This is a genomic window from Pseudomonas sp. LAMO17WK12:I1 (assembly GCF_900177315.1).
In the GTDB taxonomy this organism is placed as follows: Bacteria; Pseudomonadota; Gammaproteobacteria; order Pseudomonadales; family Pseudomonadaceae; genus Aquipseudomonas; species Aquipseudomonas marginalis.
Genome location: NZ_FWZV01000016.1, coordinates 41,582 through 63,962 on the forward strand (window position 1 = coordinate 41,582; position 22,381 = coordinate 63,962).

Consider the following 22,381-nt stretch of genomic DNA (forward strand, 5'->3'; position numbering starts at 1 on the left):
CGACCATGGCAGACACCGTGTCCATCGATGACCATGAATTCGGTCAGTTCCAGACCTGGCTGTACCGCGCGGCGGGCATCAACCTGTCGCCGACCAAGAAAGCCCTGGTGGCCGGGCGCCTGTTCAAGCGCCTCAAGCACTATGAGCTGCACAGCTATGGTGAGTATTTCAAGCTGATCATGAATGACCAGCGCAAGGGCGAACTGCAGGTTGCGCTGGATTTGCTGACCACCAACGAAACCTATTTTTTTCGCGAGCCCAAGCACTTCGACTTCCTGCGTCAGCACGTGCTGCCCCGGGCCGCGCCGGGCAAGGTGTTTCGCGTGTGGAGCGCGGCCAGCTCCTCCGGGGAAGAACCCTACAGCCTGGCAATGACCCTGGCCGAAAGCCTCGGCAGCACGCCCTGGGAAGTGGTCGGCTCGGACATCAGCTCCCAAGTGCTGGCCAAGGCGCGCACCGGCCATTACTCCCTGGAACGCACCGAGACATTGCCCCAACCGCTGCTGGCCAAGTACTGCCTCAAGGGCATTGGTCGCCAGGAGGGCACCTTGCTGATCGACAAGGCCTTGCGTAGCCGCGTCAATTTTGTACAGGTCAACCTTAACGAAGCGCTGCCGGCCCTGGGTGAGTTCGAGGTGATCTTCCTGCGCAACGTGATGATTTATTTCGACCAGCAGACCAAGAGCCAGGTGGTCGCGCGCCTGTTGCCGCTGCTCAAGCCGGGCGGTTACCTGATCATCAGTCACTCGGAAAGCCTCCAAGGTGTCAATGACACCTTGAAGCTGGTGGCTCCGTCGATTTACCGCAAGCCATGAAAAAGCCCGTCGGTACGGCCGAAGTGGTATTGGCGCCTGGCCAGGTCAGCTTTGCGACGCGGCCGACGCGCCTGCGCACCTTGCTCGGCTCCTGCGTGGCGATCACCTTTTGGCACCCGCAACGGCTGATCGGCGGCATGTGTCACTTCATGCTGCCGGGGCGCGTGCGCGACCATCAGCCCCTGGACGGCCGATATGCCGACGAAGCCCTGGAACTGCTGCTGCGCCACGCCGAGATCAATGGCACCCATGCACAGGATTACCAGGTCAAGTTGTTCGGCGGCGGCAAGATGTTTCCCCAGCTGCGCCGCCTGCCGACGCAGGACGTGGCCAGCCTGAATATTCGCGCGGCGCTGGCCCTGGCCGAGCGCTATCACCTGCACCTGACGGCCCAGGACATGGGCAGTACCGGTTACCGCACGATCATGTTCGACCTGTGGAACGGCAACGTCTGGGTCCGGCACCAACCAATGGGAACAATTCAACAAGATGCCTACCAAAAAAATCAGTGTGCTGCTCGTCGATGATTCGGCCGTGGTGCGCCAGGTACTGCTTGCGATTCTCAGCGATACGCCGGATATACACGTCATGGGCGCCGCCTCCGACCCGATTTTCGCCATGGATAAACTCGCCCGGGAATGGCCGGATGTGATCGTGCTGGACGTGGAAATGCCGCGCATGGACGGCATCACCTTTCTCAAGAAAATCATGAGCGAACGGCCGACGCCGGTGGTGATCTGTTCCTCGCTGACCCAGAAAGGCGCGGAAACCTCCCTGCAGGCGCTGTCGGCGGGCGCGGTGGAAATCATCACCAAGCCCACTACCGGGTTGAAGAGTTTCCTGATCGAGTCGGCGGCCGAGCTGGTGGCCGCGATCCGCGCCGCAGCGAACTCCAACGTCAGGAACCTGGGCAAGCGCAGCGCCAGCCCGGCGCCGGCACTGGCCCCGGCCAGCAAGCTCACCGCGGATGCGATCCTGCCTGCCGCCAATGGCCATGCCATGGCACAGACCACCGAGCGTATCGTCGCCATCGGCACGTCCACCGGCGGTACCCAAGCGTTGGAGGCGGTTCTGACGGCACTGCCGAGGGTGTGCCCAGGCATGGTGATCGTGCAGCACATGCCGGAAAAATTCACCGCCTCGTTTGCCGAGCGCCTCAACAGCGTATGCGAGATCGAGGTGCGCGAAGCCCGCAACAACGACCGCATCCTGCCGGGCCTGGCCCTGATCGCGCCGGGTGGCAAGCACCTGATGGTGACCCGCAGCGGCGCCTATTATCACGCCCAGGTCATTGATGGGCCCTTGGTCAACCGGCACCGGCCATCCGTGGATGTGCTGTTTCGCTCGGTGGCCAAGTTCGCCGGCAGGAACGCCACCGGCATCATCATGACCGGCATGGGCGACGACGGCGCGCGCGGGCTCAAGGAGATGCTCGAGGCCGGAGCCGCCACGGTGGCCCAGGACGAGGCCAGTTGCGTGGTGTTCGGCATGCCCAAGGAGGCCATCAAGCTGAATGCCGCCCAGCGCATCATGGCGCTGGAGGATATCCATCAGGCGATCTTGTATAAGTGACGTCGCGCGCCGGCTTTTGCGCTGCGCCAGAATCCGCGGCGTGGGCTACTGACGACCACTGATCCGCAGCCGCACAACCCCGATTGAATTTTCCCCATGCCCGCAGGTTCTGCATTTTAGACGCGTGTGCTGTTGAGCGCGCTTGCGGGGCCTCCTTGTGGGGAGGCCTGGTTGGATCGGACTTTGCGGAAACTGCCATCATGACGCTTCTCACAGCGCTGTCGGGCCAGCCGGCCTCCATCACCCAACCGGGTCAGTACCAGTGGTTGTACCAACACCTGTATGGCGAAGCCCCTGGCGCTGAAGAGGTTGCGCAGGAGTTTCTACACACGCACTTGGCGCAGGTGCGCGACGCGCCCAGTGAGTTGCCGCAGATGTCCGAACAACTGCCGGCCTGGATCGAACAGCGCTGTGCCGACGTGGCCCAGGCCTATGCCGATTACCTGGAACAACGCCAGCAAGGCCGGCCACGTCGTTATTTCCAGAACAAGGCCCATGCGCTGTATTTCCTGCAGCGCGTGGCGCCGACCAAACAGGTCGACGGGGCCTGGCTCAATGGCCTGCTGCGCTATTGGCACGACCCGCGTTTCGACGGCCTGCTCACCACCTACCTGGAAGAGCTGGGTAACGGCGAAGCGGCGCAGAACCATGTGGTGATCTACCGCAAATTACTCAGCGAGCATGATGCCGACAGCGACGCCGGCCTTGAGGACAACCATTACCTGCAAGGCGCCCTGCAACTGGCGCTGGGCCTGTGCGCCGACGACTTCCTGCCGGAGATCATCGGTTTCAACCTCGGTTATGAGCAGTTGCCGTTGCACCTGCTGATCACCGCGTATGAGCTGAGCGAACTGGGCATCGACCCGTATTACTTCACCCTCCACGTCACCATCGACAATGCCAGCAGCGGCCACGCCTGCAAGGCGGCGCAGTCGGTGTTGAACCTGCTGCCGCTGGGGGAGGGCAGGGAGGAGTTCTATCGCCGCGTGGCCGAGGGGTATCGCCTGAATGACCTCGGCCCGGGGACCAGCGCGGTTATCCACGACTTCAACCTGAATGACGAAGTGGTCGCCATGCTTGAACGCAAGCGCACGTTCGGCCAGCACATGCATTCGGATTACTGCCGCTTCGAAGGCAAGACCGTCAACCAATGGCTGGCGCGGCCGGGGCAGATCGGCGCCTTTCTCCAGGCCCTGGAAGACAAGGGCTGGATCAAGCGCAACCAGGATCCGGCCGAGAGTCGCTTCTGGCAATTGATCGAAGGCGCGGGCGCGGCGATGTTCGGCGTGTTCAGCGGCTATGAGAAACAGCTGCTGCGCGACTGGATCGCGGGTGACTGGATCAGCGCTCAACGTGTGGCGCCCGTGCGGCCCGGACGCGGCAGCCGCTTCTCCCGCGAGCAGCATCGCCCGTCCGACCCGGACACCCAGGCGCTGGTGGATTCGCTGTGGAACCTGCCCGATGAACAGCAGCTCAATGCGCTGATCCCGTGGCTGTCGGCGCAGCGTCACTGCACGCCCGCCGGGTTGTATGCCACTCGCCGCTTTATCCAACTGCGTTCGCGCCTGCGCTAAGGAAATCACCCATGTCTGCACAACAACTCGCCGACCGCGCCCTGCTGAACCTGGGCCGGGGGTTGAAGGAAAATGGCTACCGGTTCATCACGCCAACGCCCTTGACCCATGAGCGGTTTTTCCAGCGCCAGGGGGCGCCGCTGGCGAAGGACCTGCGGGACGTCTTCGGCTGGTCGCTGCCGTTTGACCGCGAGCTGTTGCCGGAGGCGTTTCGAGAGGAGCTGCAGCAGGCCGATGTGGTCGAAAAACACGAGGCGCTGTGGCGCAGTGCGGTGCGTTGGTCGAGCCTGGACGACCTGCTGTTTGCCCACTCGGCGTACCCCACCACGCAAGCGGACGCGGTGTTTTTCGGGCCTGACAGCTATCGGTTTGCCCAACTGATCGAAGCCCATATGCAACAGCGCTTCGAGCCGATCAAGCGCGCCGTGGACATTGGCTGCGGCGCCGGTGTAGGCGCGTTGGTGGTCGCCCGGGCGCGGCCTGACGCCGAGGTGCTGGCGGTGGACATCAACCCGCGCGCCTTGCGCCTGACAGCGGTGAATGCCGAGCTGGCCGGGTTGGCGAACGTCACGGCGTACCACAGCGATGTGCTGGTCGGCGTCGAAGGCACGTTCGACCTGATCGTCGCCAACCCGCCCTATATGAATGACGACCGCCAGCGGGCCTACCGGCATGGCGGCGGGGCACTGGGCGAGCAACTGTCGGTGCGCATCGCCGGCGAGGCCGTTGGGCGCCTGGCCCTGGGCGGCAGCCTGGTGCTCTACACCGGCGTGGCGATTGTCGCCGGGGAGGATCCGTTCCTGGCCGCCGTCACGCCGTTGCTGGACAGCGATGCCTTTGGGTGGACCTACCGCGAACTTGACCCCGATGTGTTCGGCGAAGAGCTGGAAAAGCCCGGCTATGAGCGTGTGGAGCGGATCGCCGTGGTGGCGCTCACCGTCACCCGTTTGCGCTGACGATTAGGTTCAGGCCGCAGCTTGTGGCTGCAGGTGCAACTCGCCGTCCACCTCCTTGACCAGCCCACTGGCCAGGAACAGCGGCGCCAGGCGCTTGTGCAACTGCGGTTCGACAAATTCCTTCACCGTCTCCAGCGCCAGCGCGCCACTCGAAGGCAACTCAGCCTTGGTGAAAGACAACCAGGCCTTTTTCAGCGCCATCAACACATCACTGCCCGCCGTGGAGGCAAAGCGGCGCTGGGTCGGTTTGCCGTCGAAGCTGAAGGTGTGCTGGAACGCGTAGCCGGTTTCGTCACCGCCGCTGGCGGTGCAGCGTATGCAGGTGCACGGGCCGTCGCCGAAAGCGCTGCGCAGGTAGCTGTTGAAGTCCACCACGGGTTTGAGTGACAGGCGCTTATCCACCTCGAACAGGTCCCCGGTCATTTTTTCGTCAGTGTTCAACGTGCAGTTCCTCACAGTGTGCGGCAGTTTTTTCAAAGCGCGGCACGATACCAGCCGCGCGCTGTTTTAGGGGTATTTGCATAACAATAGACCCAGATATTCTTTTGCTGTCTAAAAAACCGCGGCTACGCTCCATCACCTTCTCGAAAACGCGGCAGATTCCCCATGACGTTCAAGCGTTCCTCCCTGACCCTCCTGGCCGCGTCCCTCGCCGCCGCCAGCGTGTTGCTCAGCCCCGGTGCCCAGGCCGAAGGCAAGATCAGCATCGCCCAGCAATTCGGCATCGGCTACCTGATCCTCGATGTGGTGCGCGACCAGCACCTGATCGAAAAACACGGCAAGGCCCAGGGCCTGGACATCCAGGTGGAATGGAACAGCATTTCCGGCGCCACCGCCATGAACGAATCGCTGCTGGCCGGCGCCCTGGATGTGGTGTCCGCCGGTGTGCCGCCGATGCTCACCCTGTGGGACCGTACCAGGGGCAAGCAGAACGTCAAGGCCATCGCCTCCTTGGGCTCGATGCCCAACTACCTGCTGACCAACAACCCCAACGTGAAGACCCTCAAGGACTTCAGCGAGAAGGACCGCATCGCCGTGCCTGCCGCCGGGGTGGGTTTCCAGTCGCGGACCTTGCAGATCGAAACCGCCAGGCAGTTCGGCGATGCCCACTACAAGAAATTCGATGACATCTCCATCAGCCTGGCCCACCCCGACGCCACCGCCGCGTTGATTGCCGGTGGTTCGGAGATCAACGCACACTTCTCCAGTCCGCCGTTCCAGTACCAGGAGCTGCTGAGCCCCAACGTGCACAAGGTGCTCAGTTCCTACGACATCCTCGGCGGTCCGGCGACGTTCAACGTGCTCTACACCACGCAGAAATTCCACGACGAAAACCCCAAGACCTACCAGGCGTTCTACGCCGCGCTGGCCGAAGCCGAGCAGATCATCAAGGCCGACAAACCGGCAGCGGCCAAGACGTATATCCGTGTAGAACAGTCAAAGCTGCCGTTGGACCTGGTGGAAAAAATCGTCCAGGACCCGGAAACCGACTTCACCATCGTGCCGCAGCGTACCTTCATCTACGCCGAGAAATTGCAGGAACTGGGCGTACTGAAAAACAAGGCGGCGAGCTGGAAGGACTACTTCTTCGAAGAGGCCCATGGCGGTAACGGCAGCTGACCTGTAAACCGCCCCTCCCACATTTGGATCTCCACAATGCCTATACCGCATTCAAGCTGCGCTTGATCCAGTCATACAAGTCATTCCCCTCGCTCGACAACTCACTGTTGGCTCGCCGGCACAGGTAGTACTGGCGGCCATCATTGACCTCCAGATCAAACAGCTTCACCAGCTCGCCATTGGCCACATGGGGCGCTACCAGCGGCGCGCGCAGCAACGCGCAGCCCAGGCCGGTGAGGGTGGCGGTGAGTGCCAGTTGGCCGTCTTCGAGCAGCAAGCCATTCAGCGCCGTGGTGTCGACCTCGGCTGCCTCGAACCATTGGCCCCAGGTGCCGCGTTCTTCATCGTGCAGCAACGGCAGTTCGCTCAAGGCCTGGGGCGTGTCGATGGGGCCGTGTTGGGCGAGAAAGCTGCGGCTGCAATAGGGGGTCACCGCGCCGGAGAACAGGGGTTCGCTGTGATAGCCCGGCCAGTGCCCGGTGCCGAAGCGAATCGACAGGTCGGCGGCATCGCTGGGGTAGCTGCGGTGGTTGGCGTAGGTCACGTTGATGTCCAGCGCCGGGTGGTCTTTGAGGAAGTTCTCCAGGCGCGGGATAAACAGGTTGATGCCAAACAGCGGGATCAGGCTGATGGTCACCTGGCGGGTGGCGCTTTTCTCGCGCACATGTTCGGTGGCGCTGCGCAGCACGGCAAAGGCCGAGCGGATGGCACGGTAATACTCGCGCCCTTCATCGGTCAGCACCAGGTTGCGGCCCTGGCGCAGGGTCAGTGGCTGCTGCAGGAAGTCTTCCAGCAGGTGCAGTTGATGGCTGATGGCAGAGGCGGACACATCCAGCTCGCGTGCGGCAGCATTGACCCCGCCATGGCGCGCAAACGCTTCGAACGTCCGCACGGCACGCAGGGGAGGGTCATTGGCTAACTGTTCTGATTTATTCATGTATTGAATTAAACACCAAGTTTTAGCCCAAATAAAGAGCCATAAGTGCCGTATTTGCGGCACAAATACCCTGTCATTGCTTTGGCATAACCCTATAACTTTCTGATATTTGATAAAAACAGAATAGATGCTTAGTGTGCCGCCCTTGTACGCACTGAGGTCGACGGTCTTCATGGATGGGTTTATCCAACAACTGCTCAACGGCTTGATGACGGGCAGTCTCTACGCGCTGGTGGCCCTGGGGTACACCATGGTCTACGGCATCCTGCGCATCATCAACTTCGCCCACGGCGATGTGCTGATGATCGGTGCGCTCGTGGGCTTGTCGATGATTCGCCTGTTGCAGGCGACTTGGCCGGCGTTGCCACCGCTGCTGGTGTTGCTGACGGCCACCCTGGTCGCCATGGCATTTTGTGCGGCGCTGGCGGTGGTGATCGAGCGCGTCGCTTATCGCCGGTTGCGTCACGCGCCGCGCCTGGCGCCGTTGATCAGCGGCATCGGGGTGTCGCTGCTTTTGCAAACCATCGCGATGCTGGTCTGGACCCGTAACCCGCAAATGTTCCCGCAACTGCTGCCGCTGGAACCCATCGAAGTACTGCCCGGGGTCTCCGCGCACCCGGCTGTCACCAACGCCACGGCCCTCACCACCATCGCCATTGCGCTGTCAGTGATGGTCGCGCTGCTGGTGCTGGTCGAGCGCACGCGCTTTGGCCGGGCCATGCGTGCCGTGGCGGAAAACCCCCAGGTCGCGAGCCTGATGGGCATCAACCCGAATCGGGTCATCGTGCTCACCTTCGCCATCGGCGGCGCCCTGGCGGCATTGGCCGGGGTAATGATGGCCAGCAACTACGGCAGCGCGCATTTCTACATGGGCTTCCTGCCGGGGATCAAAGCCTTCACCGCCGCGGTGCTGGGCGGTATCGGCAACCTCAAGGGCGCCATGCTCGGCGGCCTGTTGCTGGGGCTGATCGAAGCCCTGGGCACCGGCTACCTGGGCGCCGCCACCAACGGGGTGTTCGGCAGCAATTATCAGGATGTGTTTGCCTTCATCGTGCTGATCGCGGTGCTGGTGTTCCGTCCTTCCGGGCTGTTGGGCGAACGTCTGGCGATCCGCGCATGATCAACCCACTCACTGCCAATCAACGCGCCAGCCTGGGCCTGCTGCTGTTTGCCGTGGCCCTGGTGCTGGCACCGTGGATCGTCGGCCACGCCGGTGGCAACACCTGGGTGCGGACCCTGGATTTTGCCCTGCTGTACATCATGCTCGCCCTTGGCCTGAACATCGTGGTCGGTTATGCGGGGCTGCTGGACATGGGTTTCATCGCGTTCTACGCGGTGGGCGCCTACCTGGCCGCGTTGCTGTCGTCGCCCCATCTGCTGCAACAGTTTCCAGCCCTGGCGGCGTTGCTGCCGGCGGGCATGCACACCTCGATCTGGTTGATCCTGCCCCTGGGCGCCTTGCTCGCGGCGGGATGCGGTGTGGTGTTGGGTGCGCCGACCTTGCGCCTGCGCGGCGACTACCTGGCCATCGTCACCCTGGGCTTTGGCGAGATCATCCGTATCCTGCTGCGCAACCTCGACCGCCCGGTGAATATCACCAATGGCCCCAAAGGCATCGCCCAGGTCGATCCGGTGAACCTGCTCGGCGTGAACCTGGGCCGTACCCAGGAACTGTTCGGCCTGCGCCTGCCGTCGGTGTACCTCTATTACTACCTGTTCGCCGCGCTGGTGGTGCTGATTCTGTTTGCCTGCATTCGCCTGGAGCACTCGCGCATCGGCCGTGCCTGGGTGGCGATCCGCGAGGACGAAGAAGCGGCCCAGGCCATGGGCGTGAACACCGTGCGCCTCAAGTTGCTGGCGTTTGCAATAGGCGCCGCGTTCGGCGGGGTGAGCGGCGCGCTGTTCGCCTCGTTCCAGGGCTTTGTCTCGCCGGAATCGTTCACCCTCAACGAGTCCATTGCGGTGCTGGCGATGGTGGTGCTCGGCGGCATGGGCCATATCCCGGGGGTGATCCTTGGCTGCGTACTGCTGGCGGCATTGCCTGAAGCGTTGCGCGCGAGCATGGGCCCGTTGCAGCAGGCGTTGTTCGGCCAAGTGCTGGTGGACCCGGAAATCATCCGCCAGCTGTTCTACGGCCTCGCGTTGATCCTGGCGATGCTCTATCGACCCGCCGGGCTGTGGCCCAAAGGAGTGGCACGATGAACGCACCTCTGCTGCAGATTGACCGGGTCAACAAACACTTCGGGGGCGTGGCGGCGTTGACCGATGTGAGCCTGAGTATCCAGGCCGGCGAAATCTACGGGCTGATCGGCCCCAACGGCGCGGGCAAGACCACCTTCTTCAATGTCATGACCGGCCTCTATACCCCGGATTCCGGGCGCTTCCAGCTCGATGGCCGGGAGTACCGGCCGACCAGCGTGCATCAGGTGGCCGAAGCCGGCATTGCCCGCACGTTTCAGAATATCCGCTTGTTCAATGCCATGAGCGCCCTGGAAAACGTCATGGTCGGGCGCCATGTGCGCACCCGCAATGGCCTGTGGGCCGCCTTGAGCCGGCATCGCCGTGCTCGCGACGAGGAAGCCCAAACCCGTGCCCACGCCCATCGCCTGCTGGCGTATGTCGGGCTGGCGGGGTTCGCCCATTATCGCGCCGACAGCTTGAGCTACGGCCATCAGCGCCGCCTGGAAATCGCCCGCGCATTGGCCACCGAACCGCGCCTGCTGGCCCTGGATGAGCCGGCGGCGGGTATGAATGCCAGTGAAAAAGTGCAGTTGCGCGGCCTGCTGGAAAAGATCCGCGACGACGGCCATACCCTGCTGTTGATCGAGCACGACGTGAAGCTGGTGATGGGCGTATGCGACCGCATCAGCGTGCTCGATTACGGCCAAGTCATCGCCGTAGGGCCACCCGTCGAAGTGCGCCAGCACCCGGCAGTGATCCAGGCCTACCTGGGAGCCAGTGCCCATGTCTGAAGCCTTGTTGAACGTCGAGGGTTTGCAGGTGCGCTACGGCGCCATCGAGGCGGTCAAATCCCTGGATTTGCACATTGCCGAGGGTGAGCGCGTCACGCTGATCGGTGCCAACGGTGCGGGCAAGACCTCCAGCCTCAAGGCGCTGACGGGTCTGCTGCCGGCCAGTCAGGGTGCAATCCGCTTTGCCGGGCGCTCGATCCTCGGCCAGGCGCCGGACCAGTTGCTGCGCCAGGGCATCGCCATGGTCCCGGAAGGGCGCGGGATTTTTGCGCGCATGAGCGTGCTGGAGAACCTTCAGTCCGGTGCGTTTTTGCGCCGTGACAACGAGCAGGTGCAGCGCGAAATGCGCCAGTTGTTCGAACACTTCCCGCGCCTGGAAGAGCGCCTGCAGCAGTCCGCCGGCCTGCTCTCGGGCGGTGAGCAACAGATGCTCGCCCTGGCCCGTGCGCTGCTGTCACGCCCGCGTTTGCTGATCCTCGATGAGCCGTCCATGGGCCTGGCGCCGATCATGGTGGAAAAAATCTTCCAGGTGATCGACGACGTGTGTCGCCAGGGCATGACCCTGCTGTTGGTGGAACAGAACGCACGGCTGGCCCTGCAAGTGACCGACCGCGCCTATGTGATGGACACCGGCCGCATCAGCCTCAGCGGGCCCTCCGCAGATTTGCTTGAACACCCCGAGGTGCGCAGCGCCTACCTCGGTGAATAACGGCTCGATGAAAAAACACCCATGACGCTACCGGACGCCCGGCGTGTTCCGACCCGCCCGAAAAGAAACAGGAACGACTGATGAAGACTTTCAACAAAACCGCACTGATTGGCCTGGCCCTGAGCAGCCTGGCGAGCGCCATGGCCCAGGCCGACCAGACCGTGCTGATCGGCCTGGCCGGTCCCTTGACCGGGCCCTCGGCCCGGATTGGTAAAGACCTGGAAAATGGCGCGCAACTGGCCATCGACCAGGCTAACGCCAAGCACCCGACAATCAAAGGTGAGGCGGTGACCTTCAAGCTGGTGTCCGAAGACGACCAGTCCGACCCGCGCACCGCCGTGACCGTTGCCCAACGCCTGGTGGATGAGGGCGTGGTCGGCGTGGTCGGCCACTGGAACACCGGCACCAGCATCCCGGCAGCGCGGGTCTACCACGACGCCGGTATCGCCCAGGTGGCGCCAGTCGCTACCGGGCATGCCTACACCCAGCAGGGCTTCGACACCAGCTTTCGCATCATGGGCCACGACGACGATGGCGGCCAGGTGGCCGGCCGCTATGCGTTGAACACCTTGAAAGCCCAGCGTATTGCCGTGATCGACGACCGCACCGCATTCGGCCAGGGCCTGGCGGACCAGTTCGTCAAATCCATCGAGGCCGGGGGTGCCAAGGTGGTTGCCCGCGAATACGTGGACGACAAGACCATCGACTTCAGTGCCGTGCTGACCAATATCCGTAGCCAGAACCCTGACCTGATCTTCTTCGGCGGCGTCGACGCCCAGGCTGCACCGCTGGCCCGGCGTATCAAGCAGTTGGGGCTCAAGGCACCGCTGATGGGCGCCGGTGGGTTTGTCAGCCAGACCTTCCTGCAACTGGCGCAGAACGAAGGCGAGGGCGTGATTGCCCTGGAGCCGGGCCTGGCGATTGCGCAGATGCCGGGTGGCAAGGCGTTCGAACAGGCCTATAAAGAACGCTACAAAACCGCGATCGAACTGCATGCACCGTTTGCCTATGACGGCGTTGGTGTGTTGGTGGCGGCCATCGAGAAGGCCGGATCCACCGACCCACAGAAGTACCTGCCGGTGCTGCGCGCCATCAGCTATCCGGGCGTGACTGGCACGATTGCGTTCGATGCCGAGGGCAACTTGAAGCAACCGTCGTTCACCGTTTACCAGGTCAAGGCCAATCAATGGCAGCCGGTGAGTGTGGCGGGCGGCCAATAAACCCACCCCCTCTGCAGGTGCGAGCTGGCTCGCTCCTGCAAGGGTCAATGGAGAGATGCAATGAGCAAACTGGAAGGTGAACTGGGCATCCTTGCCCGGCGCCGGATCGAGGCGGAAATCATCAAGCCCATCTACGAGATCCTCAAGCGCGAGCAGGGCAAGGACTTTGCCGCCGCCGTGATCGGCGAAGCCGTGGGCAATGCGGCGATCCAGGCCGGCAAGCATTTTGCCGCACTGGAAGAGCAGGGCGCCGACCTCAAGAGCTTTGTGGAGTTGCAAGTGCTGTGGGAGAAGGATGACGCGCTCAAGGTCGAGATCATCGCCAGCGATGCCGAGCACTATGACTACGACGTCAAGCGCTGCCGCTACGCCGAGATGTACCACGAGATGGGCCTGGGCGAGATCGGCCACTTGCTGTCGTGCAACCGCGACGAGCTGTTTATCGTCGGCTACAACCCGAACATCGAACTGACCCGCACCCAGACCATCATGGGCGGCGCGCACCACTGCGACTTCCGTTATCGGGCCAAACCCCATGAGTAACCTGGCACGGGTCAACGGCGAACGCCTGTGGGCTTCGTTGATGGAGATGGCGCAGATCGGTGCCACCGAAAAGGGCGGTGTGTCGCGCCTGGCATTGACCGACGAGGACCGGCGTGGCCGCGATCTGTTCGTGCACTGGTGCACTGCGGCCGGTTGCACGGTACGGGTGGACGCCATGGGCAATATATTTGCGCGTCGCGCCGGGCGCCATGACCACCTGGCGCCGGTGATGACCGGCTCCCACGGCGATTCCCAACCCTTCGGCGGCAAGTACGACGGCATCTATGGCGTACTCGCCGGAGTGGAAGTGCTGCGCACCCTGAACGACCTGGGGATTGAAACCGACCGGCCCATCGAAGTGGTCAACTGGACCAACGAAGAGGGCTCGCGCTTTGCCCCGGCGATGATTTCCTCCGGCGTCTACGCTGGCGTGTTCGACCTGGAATACGGGTTGTCCCGTGTGGACAAGGCCGGCGTGACCATCGGCCAGGCCTTGCAGCAGATCGGCTATGCCGGCCCCCACCCGGTGGGTGGCCAGGCGGTGCATGCCGCCTTTGAACTGCATATCGAACAAGGCCCGATCCTTGAAGCCCAGGGCATCACCATTGGCGTGGTCACCGGTGCCCAGGGCCAGCGTTGGTACGAAGTCGAATTGAGCGGGCGCAGCGCCCATGCCGGCACCACCCCGATGGACCATCGCCTGGATGCGCTGCTCGGTTTTGCCCGTGTGGTCGAGGCCGTGAATGGGCTGGGCCTGGAGCAGGGCGCGGAAGGACGGGCCACGGTGGGCATGGCGAATATCTTTCCCAACTCGCGCAACGTGGTGCCGGGACGGGTGTTTTTCAGCGTGGAATTCCGGCACCCGGACGAGGCCGTGCTGGCACGCCAGGACCAGCAGTTGCGCGACGCCGTGGCGCACATCGCCGAAGGCATCGGCTTGCAGCACAGCGTTAAGCAGATCTTCCAGTACGCACCGATTGCCTTCGACAGCGATTGTGTAGAGGTGGTACGCGCGTCCGCCGAGGCGTTGGGCTACAGCCATCGGCCGATGATCTCCGGCGCCGGGCACGACGCCTGCTACCTGAACCAGGTGGCGCCGACCGCGATGATCTTCGTACCGTGCGTGGACGGGCTGAGCCATAACGAAGCGGAGGAGATCTCCCCCGAGTGGTCGACGGCAGGGGCGGATGTGTTGCTCCAGGCCATCCTGGCCAAGGCTGGGATCTGAAGGTACATACAAGTCTGATGTGGGGGGAGCAAACTCCCTCTAGACGCGCTACGTCGAAGAGGTAGGGGGCCTCCCCACAGTGATTCTTCATCGTCGGTGAGGTCAGCGGAAGAACTCACCGGGCGTGGCATCGAACTGCTGCCGAAACGCGTTGATGAACGCCGAGGTGGACTCATAGCCACAATTCAACGCCACATCGGTGACCCGTTCGCCTTGCTCCAGGGCGGGCAGGGCGCTCAATAACCTTAAACGCTGGCGCCAGGCTCGAAATGTCAGGCCGGTGTCCTTCAAAAACAGGCGGCTCAGCGTCTTTTCGCTGACCCCCAGTTTCTCGCTCCAGTGTCCCAGGGTAGTGTGCTGTTCCGGGCGCAGGCTCAAGCTGCGGTAGATCTGTCGCAACCTTGGGTCATGGGGCAATGGCAGCATCAAGTCGACCTTGGGCGCTGCGGCGAGTTGGTCGAGCACTACCTGGACCAGGCGCCCATCCGGCCCATCCTCGGCATATTCCACCGGCAGCTCGCTGAAGCTGCGGATCAACTCGCGCAGCAGGCTGCTCACCTCCAGCACCTGGCAGCGTTCGGCGGCCCAGGCGGTGACGCTGCAATCGAGGTACAGGCTGCGCATCTCGGTGTGGGGCGAGCTGTACACCCGATGCGGCATGCCCGCGGGGATCCACACCGCCCGCTGGGGCGGTGCGACGAAGCGGCCGGCGCTGGTCTGGATCTCCAGCACCCCGGAAATGGCGTAGGACAATTGCACCCACGGGTGGCTGTGCCGGCGGGTCAGGGCGCGGTTGGGCAGCGATTCGGTGCGCCCATACACCGGTCGTGGCAGGCTGGAAAGCCCAGGCACACTGCGGCGTACGGTGTTGGCATGTCCTTTAGGCGGCATTTACTGGCTCATTGGCGTTAGTCGGTAACAAGGCGTTACGTTAGAGTCGCCATGACGCTCTTGGCAACCCCCGGAAGATTCGCTTATGACTCGCCCCCGTTTTCTGCCCGACAACTTCACCCTGACCTTGATCGCCACGGTGATCCTCGCCTCCCTGCTGCCCGCCAGCGGCCAGACCGCCGTGGCCTTCGGCTGGGTCACCAACCTGGCCATCGCGCTGCTGTTTTTCCTGCACGGCGCCAAGCTGTCGCGCCAGGCCATCGTCGCCGGCGCGGGCCACTGGCGCCTGCACCTGCTGGTGTTCAGCCTGACTTTTGTACTGTTCCCGCTGCTGGGCCTGGCGCTCAAACCGGTGTTGTCGCCGCTGATCGGCAAAGACCTGTACATGGGCATGCTCTACCTCTGCGCCTTGCCGGCCACGGTGCAGTCGGCGATTGCCTTTACCTCCCTGGCGCGGGGCAACATCCCGGCGGCGATCTGCAGCGCGGCGGCCTCCAGCCTGTTCGGCATCTTCCTCACGCCATTGCTGGTGACGTTGTTGCTCAATGTGCACGGCGAAGGCAGCTCCACTGTCGATGCGATCCTGAAAATCAGCGTGCAACTGCTGCTGCCGTTTATCGCCGGGCAGATCGCCCGCCGCTGGATCGGCGCGTGGGTGGGGCGCAATAAAGCCTGGCTGAAGTTCGTCGACCAGGGCTCGATCCTGCTCGTGGTGTACGGCGCGTTCAGCGAAGCGGTCAACGAAGGCATCTGGCACCAGATCCCGCTGTGGGAGCTGGGCGGCCTGGTGGTGGCCTGCTGCGTGTTGCTGGCCTTGGTGCTGGTGGCGTCCACCCTGTTGGGCAAGGCCTTTGGCTTTAATCAGGAAGATCGCATCACCATCCTGTTCTGCGGCTCGAAGAAGAGCCTGGCCACGGGTGTGCCGATGGCCCAGGTGCTGTTCGCCGGGGCGAGCATGGGCGTGCTGATTTTGCCGTTGATGCTGTTTCACCAGATCCAGTTGATGGTCTGTGCGGCGTTGGCGCAGCGTTATGCCAAGCGGCCGGAGAGCATTCCGGAGTTGATGGCGCAGGTGGATCCTTAACCGTTTGTTGCGCTAAGGCGAATAACCTCAAGTTAGTGCCTTTGCTGACGACTTACTTCCTAATAGCCCAGGAAGGAGTATCAGCATGCGTATCAACGGTTTTTCGGCAGCTACCTGTCTCCTTTGCCTTTGGGCAAGCACCTGCGGCGCGGCGCAGCCGGCGGGTCAAGGCACCATCAGGTTCACGGGCAGCATTGTCGAACCCTTGTGTGCGACAAATGCGCACAGCGGTGCCCGGATGGACGTGACAGGTTGCCCGAGCGCCAGCCGTGGCAATCGGTTCGATGTCCGCAGTATGGCGCCGGTCGCCAGCGTCAACGGGGCCAGTCTGCGGCTGGTGGCGGACAGCGGCAGCGGGCGTTATTACGACCAGACGTACCTGTTGGTGGACAGCCTCGGCAAGCCGATCCAGTCAGGCAACTACGTGGTCACCATGACGGCACCGTGACAAAACTGAGGGTATTTTGAGGGGGATGAGCGTCAACAGACGGCCGATAAACCTATAGAATGCCAGGCGGCGGCGCTTGTCCTGGGTGGCCGCTTGATCATCGCCAGAGTACCTCGCCCTTCAATGAGCATTTCAGCCGCAACCCCCCAAGCCAACTGGCAACCGGTCATCGCCCTGGCGCTGGCCGCGTTTGTGTTCAATACCACTGAATTCGTCCCCGTCGGGCTGCTCAGCGCCATTGGCGCCAGCTTCGACATGCCCGTGTCCAGCGTCGGCCTGATGCTCACCATTTATGCCTGGATCGTGTCCCTGACCTCGCTGCCGGTGATGCTGCTGACCCGCAACGTTGAGCGACGCAAGCTGCTGATCGTGCTGTTCTGCCTGTTTATCGCTAGCCATATCCTCTCCAGCGTGGCCACCAGTTTCGGCCTGTTGATGGTCAGTCGCGTCGGCATTGCCCTGTCCCATGCGCTGTTCTGGTCGATCACCGCGTCCCTGGCGGTACGCCTGGCGCCGGAAGGCAAACAGGTGCAAGCCCTCGGCCTGCTCGCCACCGGTACGTCCCTGGCGATGGTGCTGGGTATTCCCCTGGGGCGTCTGCTCGGCGAAGCCATGGGTTGGCGCACCACGTTCCTGGTGATCGGCGCGTTCGCCGCCGCCCTGGTGTTCTGGCTGGCGCGCACCTTGCCCTTGCTGCCGAGCCAGAACTCCGGCTCCCTGCGCAGCCTGCCACTGCTGTTCAAGCGTCCGGCGCTGGTGGCGTTGTATGTGCTCACGGCGATGACCGTGACCGCGCAATTCACCGCCTACAGCTACATCGAACCTTTCGTTGAAGGCGTGGCCGGCATGAGCGGCAGCGCGGTGACCCTGATCCTGCTGGTGTTCGGCGGCGCGGGCATCATCGGCTCGCTGCTGTTCAGCCTGGTGCACCGCTTCAACCCCCACCTGTTCGTGGTCGGCGCGGTGTTTATCCTGGCCGCGTGCCTGGCGCTGATGCTGCCGTTGAGCGGCGCCGAGTCGTACCTGGTGATCCTCAGCGTGTTCTGGGGCATGGCGATCATGGGCTTCGGCCTCGCCATGCAGTCCAAGGTACTGGTGCTGGCCCCGGACGCCACCGACGTGGCCATGGCGATGTTCTCCGGTATCTACAACATCGGCATCGGCGGTGGCGCCCTGATGGGCAGTTGGGTCGGCAGCCACTTCGGCTTCGCCTGGGTCGGCGTGGCGGGCGGGTTGCTGGCGGCGCTGGCATTGATCGGGTATTGCCTGGCGATTCGCAAGTTTGGGACGGGTGTCGCCGCCGCCTGAATCCGCCGCCGGTGCCTATTGGGTTACAGGGCCAGGGCGTTCAAAACATGGACCGGGTCATTGTGAATGGCCCTTAGCAGTGCTTTGGCCGGCCCTGTCGGTTCTCTTCGCCCTTGTTCCCAGTTGCGCAGGGTGCCGAGATGAACATCAATCATCGCGGCGAATTTCGCTTGTGTCAGTCCGGTTGCCTTGCGGATTTCTTTTACTTGAAGCGCGTTCACGGTGAACTCACGCGAAGGCTGACGTTCGCCTCGGACGATTTCATCCATTTCTTGCACGCTTTCCATCAGCTCATCAAAGAATTTGCTCATGGTTATCTCCAGTGTTCGACGACAGCTTTAAGCGCTTTGCGTTCATCGTTTGTCAGGTCTTGCTGTTCGTTTTTCGGGTAAATCATCAACAGCGCAATACGTGAAGCGGATACGAAGTGGTAATAGATCACTCTGGCACCGCCACGTTTGCCGTGGCCTTTTGAGGCGACACGGATCTTGCGAATGCCACCCGTTCCTTCGATCAAATCTCCAGTTTCGGGGTTCAGCATCAACGCTACCTGAAGACCGAGATAGGCATCGTGATTCATGAGCTCCATTACCCGTCGGGTGAAAACTGGGGTTTCAATAAAAATCATAGCAAATGTACGCCATTGACTTACTCGGCGACAATGCTAAGGCAGCCGTTCGTGTGAATCATCTGAGCAGTTGTAAGCAGGTTTTAGATGGGGTAGATGGTGATTGCGGCGGATTAGCCAAGATTGGCGGTCCGGGGTATAGGCCCCAGCACTGGCGAAGAAGTCCCTGCAAAAAAATCAGACAAGACTTCTTTATGCTGATCATCATGCATTTCAGCGCACCGGGCGCGGGCCGCCCGGTTTGCGCCGATTGCTCCTGCTGAGTATCTGCGTTACAGCGCAGCCAACACCGCCTCCAACTTCTCCTGATCCCGCGCAAACTGTCGAATCCCTTCCGCGAGTTTCTCAGTCGCCATCGCATCTTCATTCGAGGCCCAGCGGAACTGCGCTTCGTTCATTGGCTGGCGCGCTTCGCCTTCGGTCACCGGTACCAATTTGCGTGCCAGCGTGCCCTGGTCGTCGTCGAGCTTCTGCAGCAGCTCCGGGCTGATGGTCAGGCGATCGCACCCCGCCAGCTGTTCGATCTGGCTGAGGGTGCGGAAGCTTGCGCCCATCACCACGGTGTTGATCTGGTTGGCCTTGTAGTAGTTGTAGATGCGCGTCACCGATTGCACGCCCGGGTCATCAGCGCCGGTGTAGTCCAGGCCGGTGTTCTTGCGGTACCAGTCATAGATGCGGCCCACGAACGGTGAGATCAGGAACACCCCGGCATCGGCGCAGGCCTGGGCCTGGGCGAACGAGAACAGCAGGGTGAGGTTGGTCTGGATACCGGCTTTTTCCAGGCGTTCGGCCGTACGGATGCCTTCCCAGGTGGAGGCGAGCTTGATCAGCACGCGGTCGCGGCGGATACCGGCCTGGTCGTACAGGGCGATCAACTGGTTGGCCTTGGCCCACAGCGCGTCTTCATCGAAGGACAGGCGCGCGTCGACTTCGGTGGAAATACGCCCGGGAATGACCTTCAAAATGCCGGCACCCACTGACACCGCGAAGTGGTCGCAGGCCAGGCCGACGTCGCCCTTGGCCAGGTTGACGGCATTGCGCAGCAGCTCGGCGTATTCCGGGATCGCGGCGGCCTTGAGCAGCAGCGACGGGTTGGTGGTGGCGTCCACCGGGCGCAGGCGGCTGATGGCTTCCAGGTCGCCGGTGTCGCAGACCACGGTGGTGAATTGCTTGAGTTGTTCGAGCTTGGACGTCATGAGCGGCAATCTCCAAAAAAGGTTATTGGTTGAGGGCCTGTGCGGTGTCCAGGTCGGTGATCAGGATGTCCAGGTAGCCGCCCTTGAGCGCGCCACGAATGGCCTGGACCTTGTTCAGCCCGCCGGCCAGGCCGAGCACGCGGTGGATACTGCGCAACTTGGGCAGCGCCACCGAGACCACGAATTCTTCATCTTCCTCCAGCACCGGCTTGCCCTGGGCATCGAAGTAGCGCAGGCAGATATCGCCGACGGCACCGCGCTCGGCCAGCAGGCGCAGCATGTCCTCGGTGTAGTAGTTGCCACTGTTGCGCAGCAACTGCGAGGGTTCGAGGTCGCCGATGCCGACGATCGCCAGGGTGATGCTGTCAAAGCGTTGCAGCACTTCCTTGACCTCTTCCATCTGCACGATGCGCTGCTTGCTCTCCACCGATTGCTCGATGCTTTGCGACGGCAGCAGGAACGCCGGGCAGTTGAGCAGGGTGGCCAGGCGTTGGGTGAGCAAGGTAGCTTCAAACGCGCCTTTGTTGCCGACACCGCCCAACAGTTGTACCACTTCCTGGGCGCCTTGTTTGCCCGGCTGGGCATGCAGGTGGCCGACCATGGCGCGAATGGTGCTGCTCCACGACGAAATGCCGATATGGTCCTGGGGCGACAGGCTGGTCTCCAGGTAGTGGGCAGCCGCCGAGCCGATGGCTTGCTTGATGCTTTCATCGTTGCCGGGCTCGGTGGCTTCCACCACGATCACCTGGCGCACGTCGTAGCGGCGTTGCAATTGGTTTTCCAGCTCCAGGTGCAGGCCTTGCAGGCGCATCACGCTGATCTTCACCACGCCTTCCTGCAGCGCCCGGCGCAGGGCGCGGCTGATAAAGGATTGGGACAGGTCCAGCTGTGCGGAAATCTCGGACTGCTTGAGCCCGTCTTCGTAATAGAGGCTCGCGATCTTGGTGATCAGGCGCTGTTCTTCGATCTGGCTCATGAAGGCCTCAGTGATGACATCAATGCGGGTGAGGATACCAAACCCTTACGACATGATCAGGCCGCCGTCGATATTGATCGCCTGGCCGGTCAGGTAGGCCGCGTCATCCGAGGCCAGGAACGCCACCAGGCCGGCGACATCCGAGGGCTTGCCGGCCCGGCGCAGGGGGATGTTCCTGACCCATTCGGCCATCAGTTCACCCTTGCCGTAGCGTTTTTCGTCGGTGCTGAGGATCTCGCCCCACACGCGGTCGTTGTAGTCCCACATCTCGCTTTCGATGATGCCGGGGCAGAACGCGTTGACCGTGATGTTATGCCGCGCCAGTTCCAGCGCCAGGCTCTGGGTAATGCCGATCACGCCCATTTTGCTCGCGGCGTAGTGCGGGGTGTAGATAAACCCCTGGCGGCCCTGGCCGGACGAGGTGTTGATCAAGCGCCCGCTGCCTTGCTTGACCATGTATTTGGCCGCTTCCCGGCAACCCAGCCACACGCCGGTGGTGTTGACCTGCAGCACCTTGTCGAAGTCGGCGCGGGGCATCTTGTCGTAGTGGTCGATGGTGATGATGCCGGCGTTCTGTACTGACACGTCGATGCTGCCGAAGCGTGCGTGACCCTCGCGGTAGAGGGTTTCGATATCTTCTTCGCGGGTCACGTCGATGCCCAGGGCCAGGGTATCGACCTTGTATTCCCGGGCCAGTTGGTCGGCGGTGAATGTCACGCGCTCCAGGTCGTTGGAGGCCAGCACCAGGTTGGCACCTTCCTGGGCGAAGCGCTCGGCAATGCCGGCACCGATGCCACGGCAGGCGCCGGTGATCACGATGGTTTTACCGCTGAAACGTTGCGACATGACAAAACTCCTTACCAGCAGACAAAACCACCATCGACCAGCAGGTCGACACCGGTGCAGAAAGACGAGGCCTGGCTGACCAGGAAAATCGCCGGGCCGACCATTTCGTCCACGCTGGCCATGCGGCCCATGGGCGTGGTCTGTTCAAAGATCTTCACCTGGTCGGCGACTTCCGGGCGAGAGTTCATCGGCGTGGCGGTGTAGCCGGGGCTGATGCAGTTGACCCGAAGGCCTTTGTCGGCCCATTCCATCGCCAGGCTTTTACTCAGGTGGATCACCCCGGCCTTGGAGGTGTTGTAGTGCGCCTGCAAAAGGCCGCGGTTGACGATGCTGCCGGACATGGAGGCGATATTGACGATGGCGCCTTTGCCACGCGGCAACATCACCGCGGCCTGGGCCTGGCAACTGAGGAAGATGCCGGTGAGGTTGATGTCCAGGGTGGTTTGCCAGCGTTGCAGCTCCAGGTCTTCGGCGGCCTGGGCATTGGCGATGCCGGCGCAGTTGACGGCCACGCTGAGTGGGCCGAGTTCGTGCTCGGTGCGCGCGACCGCTGCATCCAGGGCGGCCCGCTCGGTGACGGTGCCGCTCAAGGCCAGGGCGCGCCGGCCCAGGGCCTGGATGCGTTCTACGGTGCTGGCGATGCCGGGGCTGCCCGGAAGATCAAAGCAGGCTACATCGGCACCGGCTTCAGCGAGCCCGACGGCGATAGCCTGGCCAATGCCGCTGCCGGCGCCGGTAACAAAGGCCACTTGGCCTTGAAGACTAAAAAGCTGCATGACTAACTCCGTTATTTGAAATTACAGTGAACCCCTGTGGGAGGGGGCTTGCTCCCGATAGCAGTGGTTCAGTGACAGATGC

General features: G+C 62.7%; 25 protein-coding genes. 16 read left to right on the forward strand and 9 right to left on the reverse strand.

What is annotated here, in order from left to right:
* The first annotated feature begins 5 nt into the window (after nt 1-5).
* From B9N88_RS26610 to B9N88_RS26630, 5 genes are all read left to right on the forward strand, one after another.
* Entirely contained in the window at nt 6-815 is an 810-nt protein-coding gene (locus B9N88_RS26610) for a CheR family methyltransferase (protein WP_027607289.1), read from the forward strand.
* Nucleotides 812-1,342: a chemoreceptor glutamine deamidase CheD gene (cheD, locus tag B9N88_RS26615; RefSeq protein WP_027607288.1), complete on the forward strand. Its 531-nt coding sequence runs from the start codon at nt 812-814 to the stop codon at nt 1,340-1,342. The genes B9N88_RS26610 and cheD overlap by 4 nt, the downstream gene beginning before the upstream one ends.
* Complete coding sequence (locus B9N88_RS26620) at nt 1,305-2,387, forward strand: protein-glutamate methylesterase/protein-glutamine glutaminase (protein WP_027607287.1); 1,083 nt, start codon at nt 1,305-1,307, stop codon at nt 2,385-2,387. Before cheD ends, B9N88_RS26620 begins: the two co-directional genes overlap by 38 nt.
* A 200-nt stretch (nt 2,388-2,587) precedes the next feature.
* Entirely contained in the window at nt 2,588-3,961 is a 1,374-nt protein-coding gene (locus B9N88_RS26625) for an iron-containing redox enzyme family protein (RefSeq protein ID WP_027607286.1), read from the forward strand.
* Between the two features lie 11 nt (nt 3,962-3,972).
* Nucleotides 3,973-4,917, forward strand: a complete 945-nt coding sequence (locus B9N88_RS26630; RefSeq protein WP_027607285.1) for a class I SAM-dependent methyltransferase — start codon at nt 3,973-3,975, stop codon at nt 4,915-4,917.
* A gap of 9 nt (nt 4,918-4,926) precedes the next feature.
* Here B9N88_RS26630 and B9N88_RS26635 read toward each other — a convergent pair whose 3' ends face one another.
* Nucleotides 4,927-5,358 carry a hypothetical protein gene (locus B9N88_RS26635; protein ID WP_027607284.1) on the reverse strand — a complete coding sequence of 144 codons (432 nt, stop codon included), beginning with the start codon at nt 5,356-5,358 and terminating at the stop codon, nt 4,927-4,929.
* Between the two features lie 165 nt (nt 5,359-5,523).
* Here B9N88_RS26635 and B9N88_RS26640 point away from each other — a divergent pair, with 165 nt between their 5' ends.
* A complete protein-coding gene (locus tag B9N88_RS26640; RefSeq protein ID WP_027607283.1) occupies nt 5,524-6,537 on the forward strand; it encodes an ABC transporter substrate-binding protein in 1,014 nt (337 codons plus the stop codon).
* Nucleotides 6,538-6,577: 40 nt separating this feature from the next.
* On the opposite strand, the gene B9N88_RS26645 is transcribed toward B9N88_RS26640, so the two are convergent.
* Complete coding sequence (locus B9N88_RS26645) at nt 6,578-7,474, reverse strand: LysR substrate-binding domain-containing protein (protein WP_027607282.1); 897 nt, start codon at nt 7,472-7,474, stop codon at nt 6,578-6,580.
* Between the two features lie 172 nt (nt 7,475-7,646).
* Here B9N88_RS26645 and B9N88_RS26650 point away from each other — a divergent pair, with 172 nt between their 5' ends.
* The 7 genes from B9N88_RS26650 to B9N88_RS26680 all read left to right on the forward strand — a co-directional run bounded on the left by B9N88_RS26650 (nt 7,647) and on the right by B9N88_RS26680 (nt 14,146).
* On the forward strand, nt 7,647-8,594 hold the full coding sequence (locus tag B9N88_RS26650; protein ID WP_027607281.1) for a branched-chain amino acid ABC transporter permease: 948 nt from the start codon (nt 7,647-7,649) through the stop codon (nt 8,592-8,594).
* Nucleotides 8,591-9,676 (forward strand): branched-chain amino acid ABC transporter permease, encoded by a 1,086-nt coding sequence (locus B9N88_RS26655; RefSeq protein ID WP_027607280.1) that lies wholly within the window; start codon nt 8,591-8,593, stop codon nt 9,674-9,676. Before B9N88_RS26650 ends, B9N88_RS26655 begins: the two co-directional genes overlap by 4 nt.
* Nucleotides 9,673-10,446 (forward strand): ABC transporter ATP-binding protein, encoded by a 774-nt coding sequence (locus B9N88_RS26660; RefSeq protein ID WP_027607279.1) that lies wholly within the window; start codon nt 9,673-9,675, stop codon nt 10,444-10,446. Before B9N88_RS26655 ends, B9N88_RS26660 begins: the two co-directional genes overlap by 4 nt.
* Nucleotides 10,439-11,155: an ABC transporter ATP-binding protein gene (locus tag B9N88_RS26665; RefSeq protein WP_027607278.1), complete on the forward strand. Its 717-nt coding sequence runs from the start codon at nt 10,439-10,441 to the stop codon at nt 11,153-11,155. Before B9N88_RS26660 ends, B9N88_RS26665 begins: the two co-directional genes overlap by 8 nt.
* Before the next feature lie 80 nt (nt 11,156-11,235).
* Nucleotides 11,236-12,375 carry a branched-chain amino acid ABC transporter substrate-binding protein gene (locus tag B9N88_RS26670; RefSeq protein ID WP_027607277.1) on the forward strand — a complete coding sequence of 380 codons (1,140 nt, stop codon included), beginning with the start codon at nt 11,236-11,238 and terminating at the stop codon, nt 12,373-12,375.
* Nucleotides 12,376-12,435: 60 nt separating this feature from the next.
* Entirely contained in the window at nt 12,436-12,918 is a 483-nt protein-coding gene (locus tag B9N88_RS26675; RefSeq protein WP_027607276.1) for an L-2-amino-thiazoline-4-carboxylic acid hydrolase, read from the forward strand.
* On the forward strand, nt 12,911-14,146 hold the full coding sequence (locus B9N88_RS26680) for a Zn-dependent hydrolase (RefSeq protein ID WP_027607275.1): 1,236 nt from the start codon (nt 12,911-12,913) through the stop codon (nt 14,144-14,146). Before B9N88_RS26675 ends, B9N88_RS26680 begins: the two co-directional genes overlap by 8 nt.
* A 102-nt stretch (nt 14,147-14,248) precedes the next feature.
* Here the strand turns inward: B9N88_RS26680 and B9N88_RS26685 are convergent, their stop codons facing one another.
* On the reverse strand, nt 14,249-15,037 hold the full coding sequence (locus B9N88_RS26685; RefSeq protein WP_027607274.1) for an AraC family transcriptional regulator: 789 nt from the start codon (nt 15,035-15,037) through the stop codon (nt 14,249-14,251).
* Nucleotides 15,038-15,122: 85 nt separating this feature from the next.
* Between B9N88_RS26685 and B9N88_RS26690 the strand changes: the two genes are divergently transcribed.
* The 3 genes from B9N88_RS26690 to B9N88_RS26700 all read left to right on the forward strand — a co-directional run bounded on the left by B9N88_RS26690 (nt 15,123) and on the right by B9N88_RS26700 (nt 17,877).
* Nucleotides 15,123-16,121 carry a bile acid:sodium symporter family protein gene (locus B9N88_RS26690; protein ID WP_027607273.1) on the forward strand — a complete coding sequence of 333 codons (999 nt, stop codon included), beginning with the start codon at nt 15,123-15,125 and terminating at the stop codon, nt 16,119-16,121.
* 85 nt (nt 16,122-16,206) lie between these two features.
* Complete coding sequence (locus B9N88_RS26695; protein ID WP_027607272.1) at nt 16,207-16,569, forward strand: hypothetical protein; 363 nt, start codon at nt 16,207-16,209, stop codon at nt 16,567-16,569.
* A gap of 123 nt (nt 16,570-16,692) precedes the next feature.
* Nucleotides 16,693-17,877: a sugar transporter gene (locus B9N88_RS26700; protein ID WP_027607271.1), complete on the forward strand. Its 1,185-nt coding sequence runs from the start codon at nt 16,693-16,695 to the stop codon at nt 17,875-17,877.
* 23 nt (nt 17,878-17,900) lie between these two features.
* On the opposite strand, the gene nadS is transcribed toward B9N88_RS26700, so the two are convergent.
* The 6 genes from nadS to B9N88_RS26730 form a co-directional block, all read right to left on the reverse strand.
* Nucleotides 17,901-18,188, reverse strand: a complete 288-nt coding sequence (gene nadS, locus B9N88_RS26705; protein ID WP_027607270.1) for a NadS family protein — start codon at nt 18,186-18,188, stop codon at nt 17,901-17,903.
* Between the two features lie 2 nt (nt 18,189-18,190).
* Entirely contained in the window at nt 18,191-18,505 is a 315-nt protein-coding gene (locus B9N88_RS26710) for a type II toxin-antitoxin system RelE/ParE family toxin (protein WP_027607269.1), read from the reverse strand.
* Between the two features lie 272 nt (nt 18,506-18,777).
* On the reverse strand, nt 18,778-19,701 hold the full coding sequence (tal, locus tag B9N88_RS26715; protein WP_027607268.1) for a transaldolase: 924 nt from the start codon (nt 19,699-19,701) through the stop codon (nt 18,778-18,780).
* Between the two features lie 22 nt (nt 19,702-19,723).
* Nucleotides 19,724-20,677 (reverse strand): sugar-binding transcriptional regulator, encoded by a 954-nt coding sequence (locus B9N88_RS26720; RefSeq protein ID WP_027607267.1) that lies wholly within the window; start codon nt 20,675-20,677, stop codon nt 19,724-19,726.
* A 45-nt stretch (nt 20,678-20,722) separates the two neighbouring features.
* Nucleotides 20,723-21,523 (reverse strand): SDR family oxidoreductase, encoded by an 801-nt coding sequence (locus B9N88_RS26725; RefSeq protein ID WP_027607266.1) that lies wholly within the window; start codon nt 21,521-21,523, stop codon nt 20,723-20,725.
* 11 nt (nt 21,524-21,534) lie between these two features.
* Nucleotides 21,535-22,314: an SDR family oxidoreductase gene (locus B9N88_RS26730; RefSeq protein WP_256221311.1), complete on the reverse strand. Its 780-nt coding sequence runs from the start codon at nt 22,312-22,314 to the stop codon at nt 21,535-21,537.
* Nucleotides 22,315-22,381 lie beyond the last annotated feature (67 nt).

What these genes read in the sequence shown, in the direction of transcription:
- B9N88_RS26650 (WP_027607281.1), top strand. Translation starts at nt 7,647, where the DNA reads ATGGATGGGTTTATCCAACAACTGCTCAACGGCTTGATGACGGGCAGT.
- B9N88_RS26630 (WP_027607285.1), top strand. Translation starts at nt 3,973, where the DNA reads ATGTCTGCACAACAACTCGCCGACCGCGCCCTGCTGAACCTGGGCCGG.
- tal (WP_027607268.1), bottom strand. Translation starts at nt 19,701, where the DNA reads ATGACGTCCAAGCTCGAACAACTCAAGCAATTCACCACCGTGGTCTGC.
- B9N88_RS26625 (WP_027607286.1), top strand. Translation starts at nt 2,588, where the DNA reads ATGACGCTTCTCACAGCGCTGTCGGGCCAGCCGGCCTCCATCACCCAA.
- B9N88_RS26655 (WP_027607280.1), top strand. Translation starts at nt 8,591, where the DNA reads ATGATCAACCCACTCACTGCCAATCAACGCGCCAGCCTGGGCCTGCTG.
- B9N88_RS26710 (WP_027607269.1), bottom strand. Translation starts at nt 18,505, where the DNA reads ATGATTTTTATTGAAACCCCAGTTTTCACCCGACGGGTAATGGAGCTC.
- B9N88_RS26690 (WP_027607273.1), top strand. Translation starts at nt 15,123, where the DNA reads ATGACTCGCCCCCGTTTTCTGCCCGACAACTTCACCCTGACCTTGATC.
- B9N88_RS26680 (WP_027607275.1), top strand. Translation starts at nt 12,911, where the DNA reads ATGAGTAACCTGGCACGGGTCAACGGCGAACGCCTGTGGGCTTCGTTG.
- B9N88_RS26675 (WP_027607276.1), top strand. Translation starts at nt 12,436, where the DNA reads ATGAGCAAACTGGAAGGTGAACTGGGCATCCTTGCCCGGCGCCGGATC.
- B9N88_RS26660 (WP_027607279.1), top strand. Translation starts at nt 9,673, where the DNA reads ATGAACGCACCTCTGCTGCAGATTGACCGGGTCAACAAACACTTCGGG.
- cheD (WP_027607288.1), top strand. Translation starts at nt 812, where the DNA reads ATGAAAAAGCCCGTCGGTACGGCCGAAGTGGTATTGGCGCCTGGCCAG.
- B9N88_RS26620 (WP_027607287.1), top strand. Translation starts at nt 1,305, where the DNA reads ATGCCTACCAAAAAAATCAGTGTGCTGCTCGTCGATGATTCGGCCGTG.
- B9N88_RS26720 (WP_027607267.1), bottom strand. Translation starts at nt 20,677, where the DNA reads ATGAGCCAGATCGAAGAACAGCGCCTGATCACCAAGATCGCGAGCCTC.
- B9N88_RS26610 (WP_027607289.1), top strand. Translation starts at nt 6, where the DNA reads ATGGCAGACACCGTGTCCATCGATGACCATGAATTCGGTCAGTTCCAG.
- nadS (WP_027607270.1), bottom strand. Translation starts at nt 18,188, where the DNA reads ATGAGCAAATTCTTTGATGAGCTGATGGAAAGCGTGCAAGAAATGGAT.
- B9N88_RS26725 (WP_027607266.1), bottom strand. Translation starts at nt 21,523, where the DNA reads ATGTCGCAACGTTTCAGCGGTAAAACCATCGTGATCACCGGCGCCTGC.
- B9N88_RS26685 (WP_027607274.1), bottom strand. Translation starts at nt 15,037, where the DNA reads ATGCCGCCTAAAGGACATGCCAACACCGTACGCCGCAGTGTGCCTGGG.
- B9N88_RS26645 (WP_027607282.1), bottom strand. Translation starts at nt 7,474, where the DNA reads ATGAATAAATCAGAACAGTTAGCCAATGACCCTCCCCTGCGTGCCGTG.
- B9N88_RS26665 (WP_027607278.1), top strand. Translation starts at nt 10,439, where the DNA reads ATGTCTGAAGCCTTGTTGAACGTCGAGGGTTTGCAGGTGCGCTACGGC.
- B9N88_RS26700 (WP_027607271.1), top strand. Translation starts at nt 16,693, where the DNA reads ATGAGCATTTCAGCCGCAACCCCCCAAGCCAACTGGCAACCGGTCATC.
- B9N88_RS26670 (WP_027607277.1), top strand. Translation starts at nt 11,236, where the DNA reads ATGAAGACTTTCAACAAAACCGCACTGATTGGCCTGGCCCTGAGCAGC.
- B9N88_RS26695 (WP_027607272.1), top strand. Translation starts at nt 16,207, where the DNA reads ATGCGTATCAACGGTTTTTCGGCAGCTACCTGTCTCCTTTGCCTTTGG.
- B9N88_RS26640 (WP_027607283.1), top strand. Translation starts at nt 5,524, where the DNA reads ATGACGTTCAAGCGTTCCTCCCTGACCCTCCTGGCCGCGTCCCTCGCC.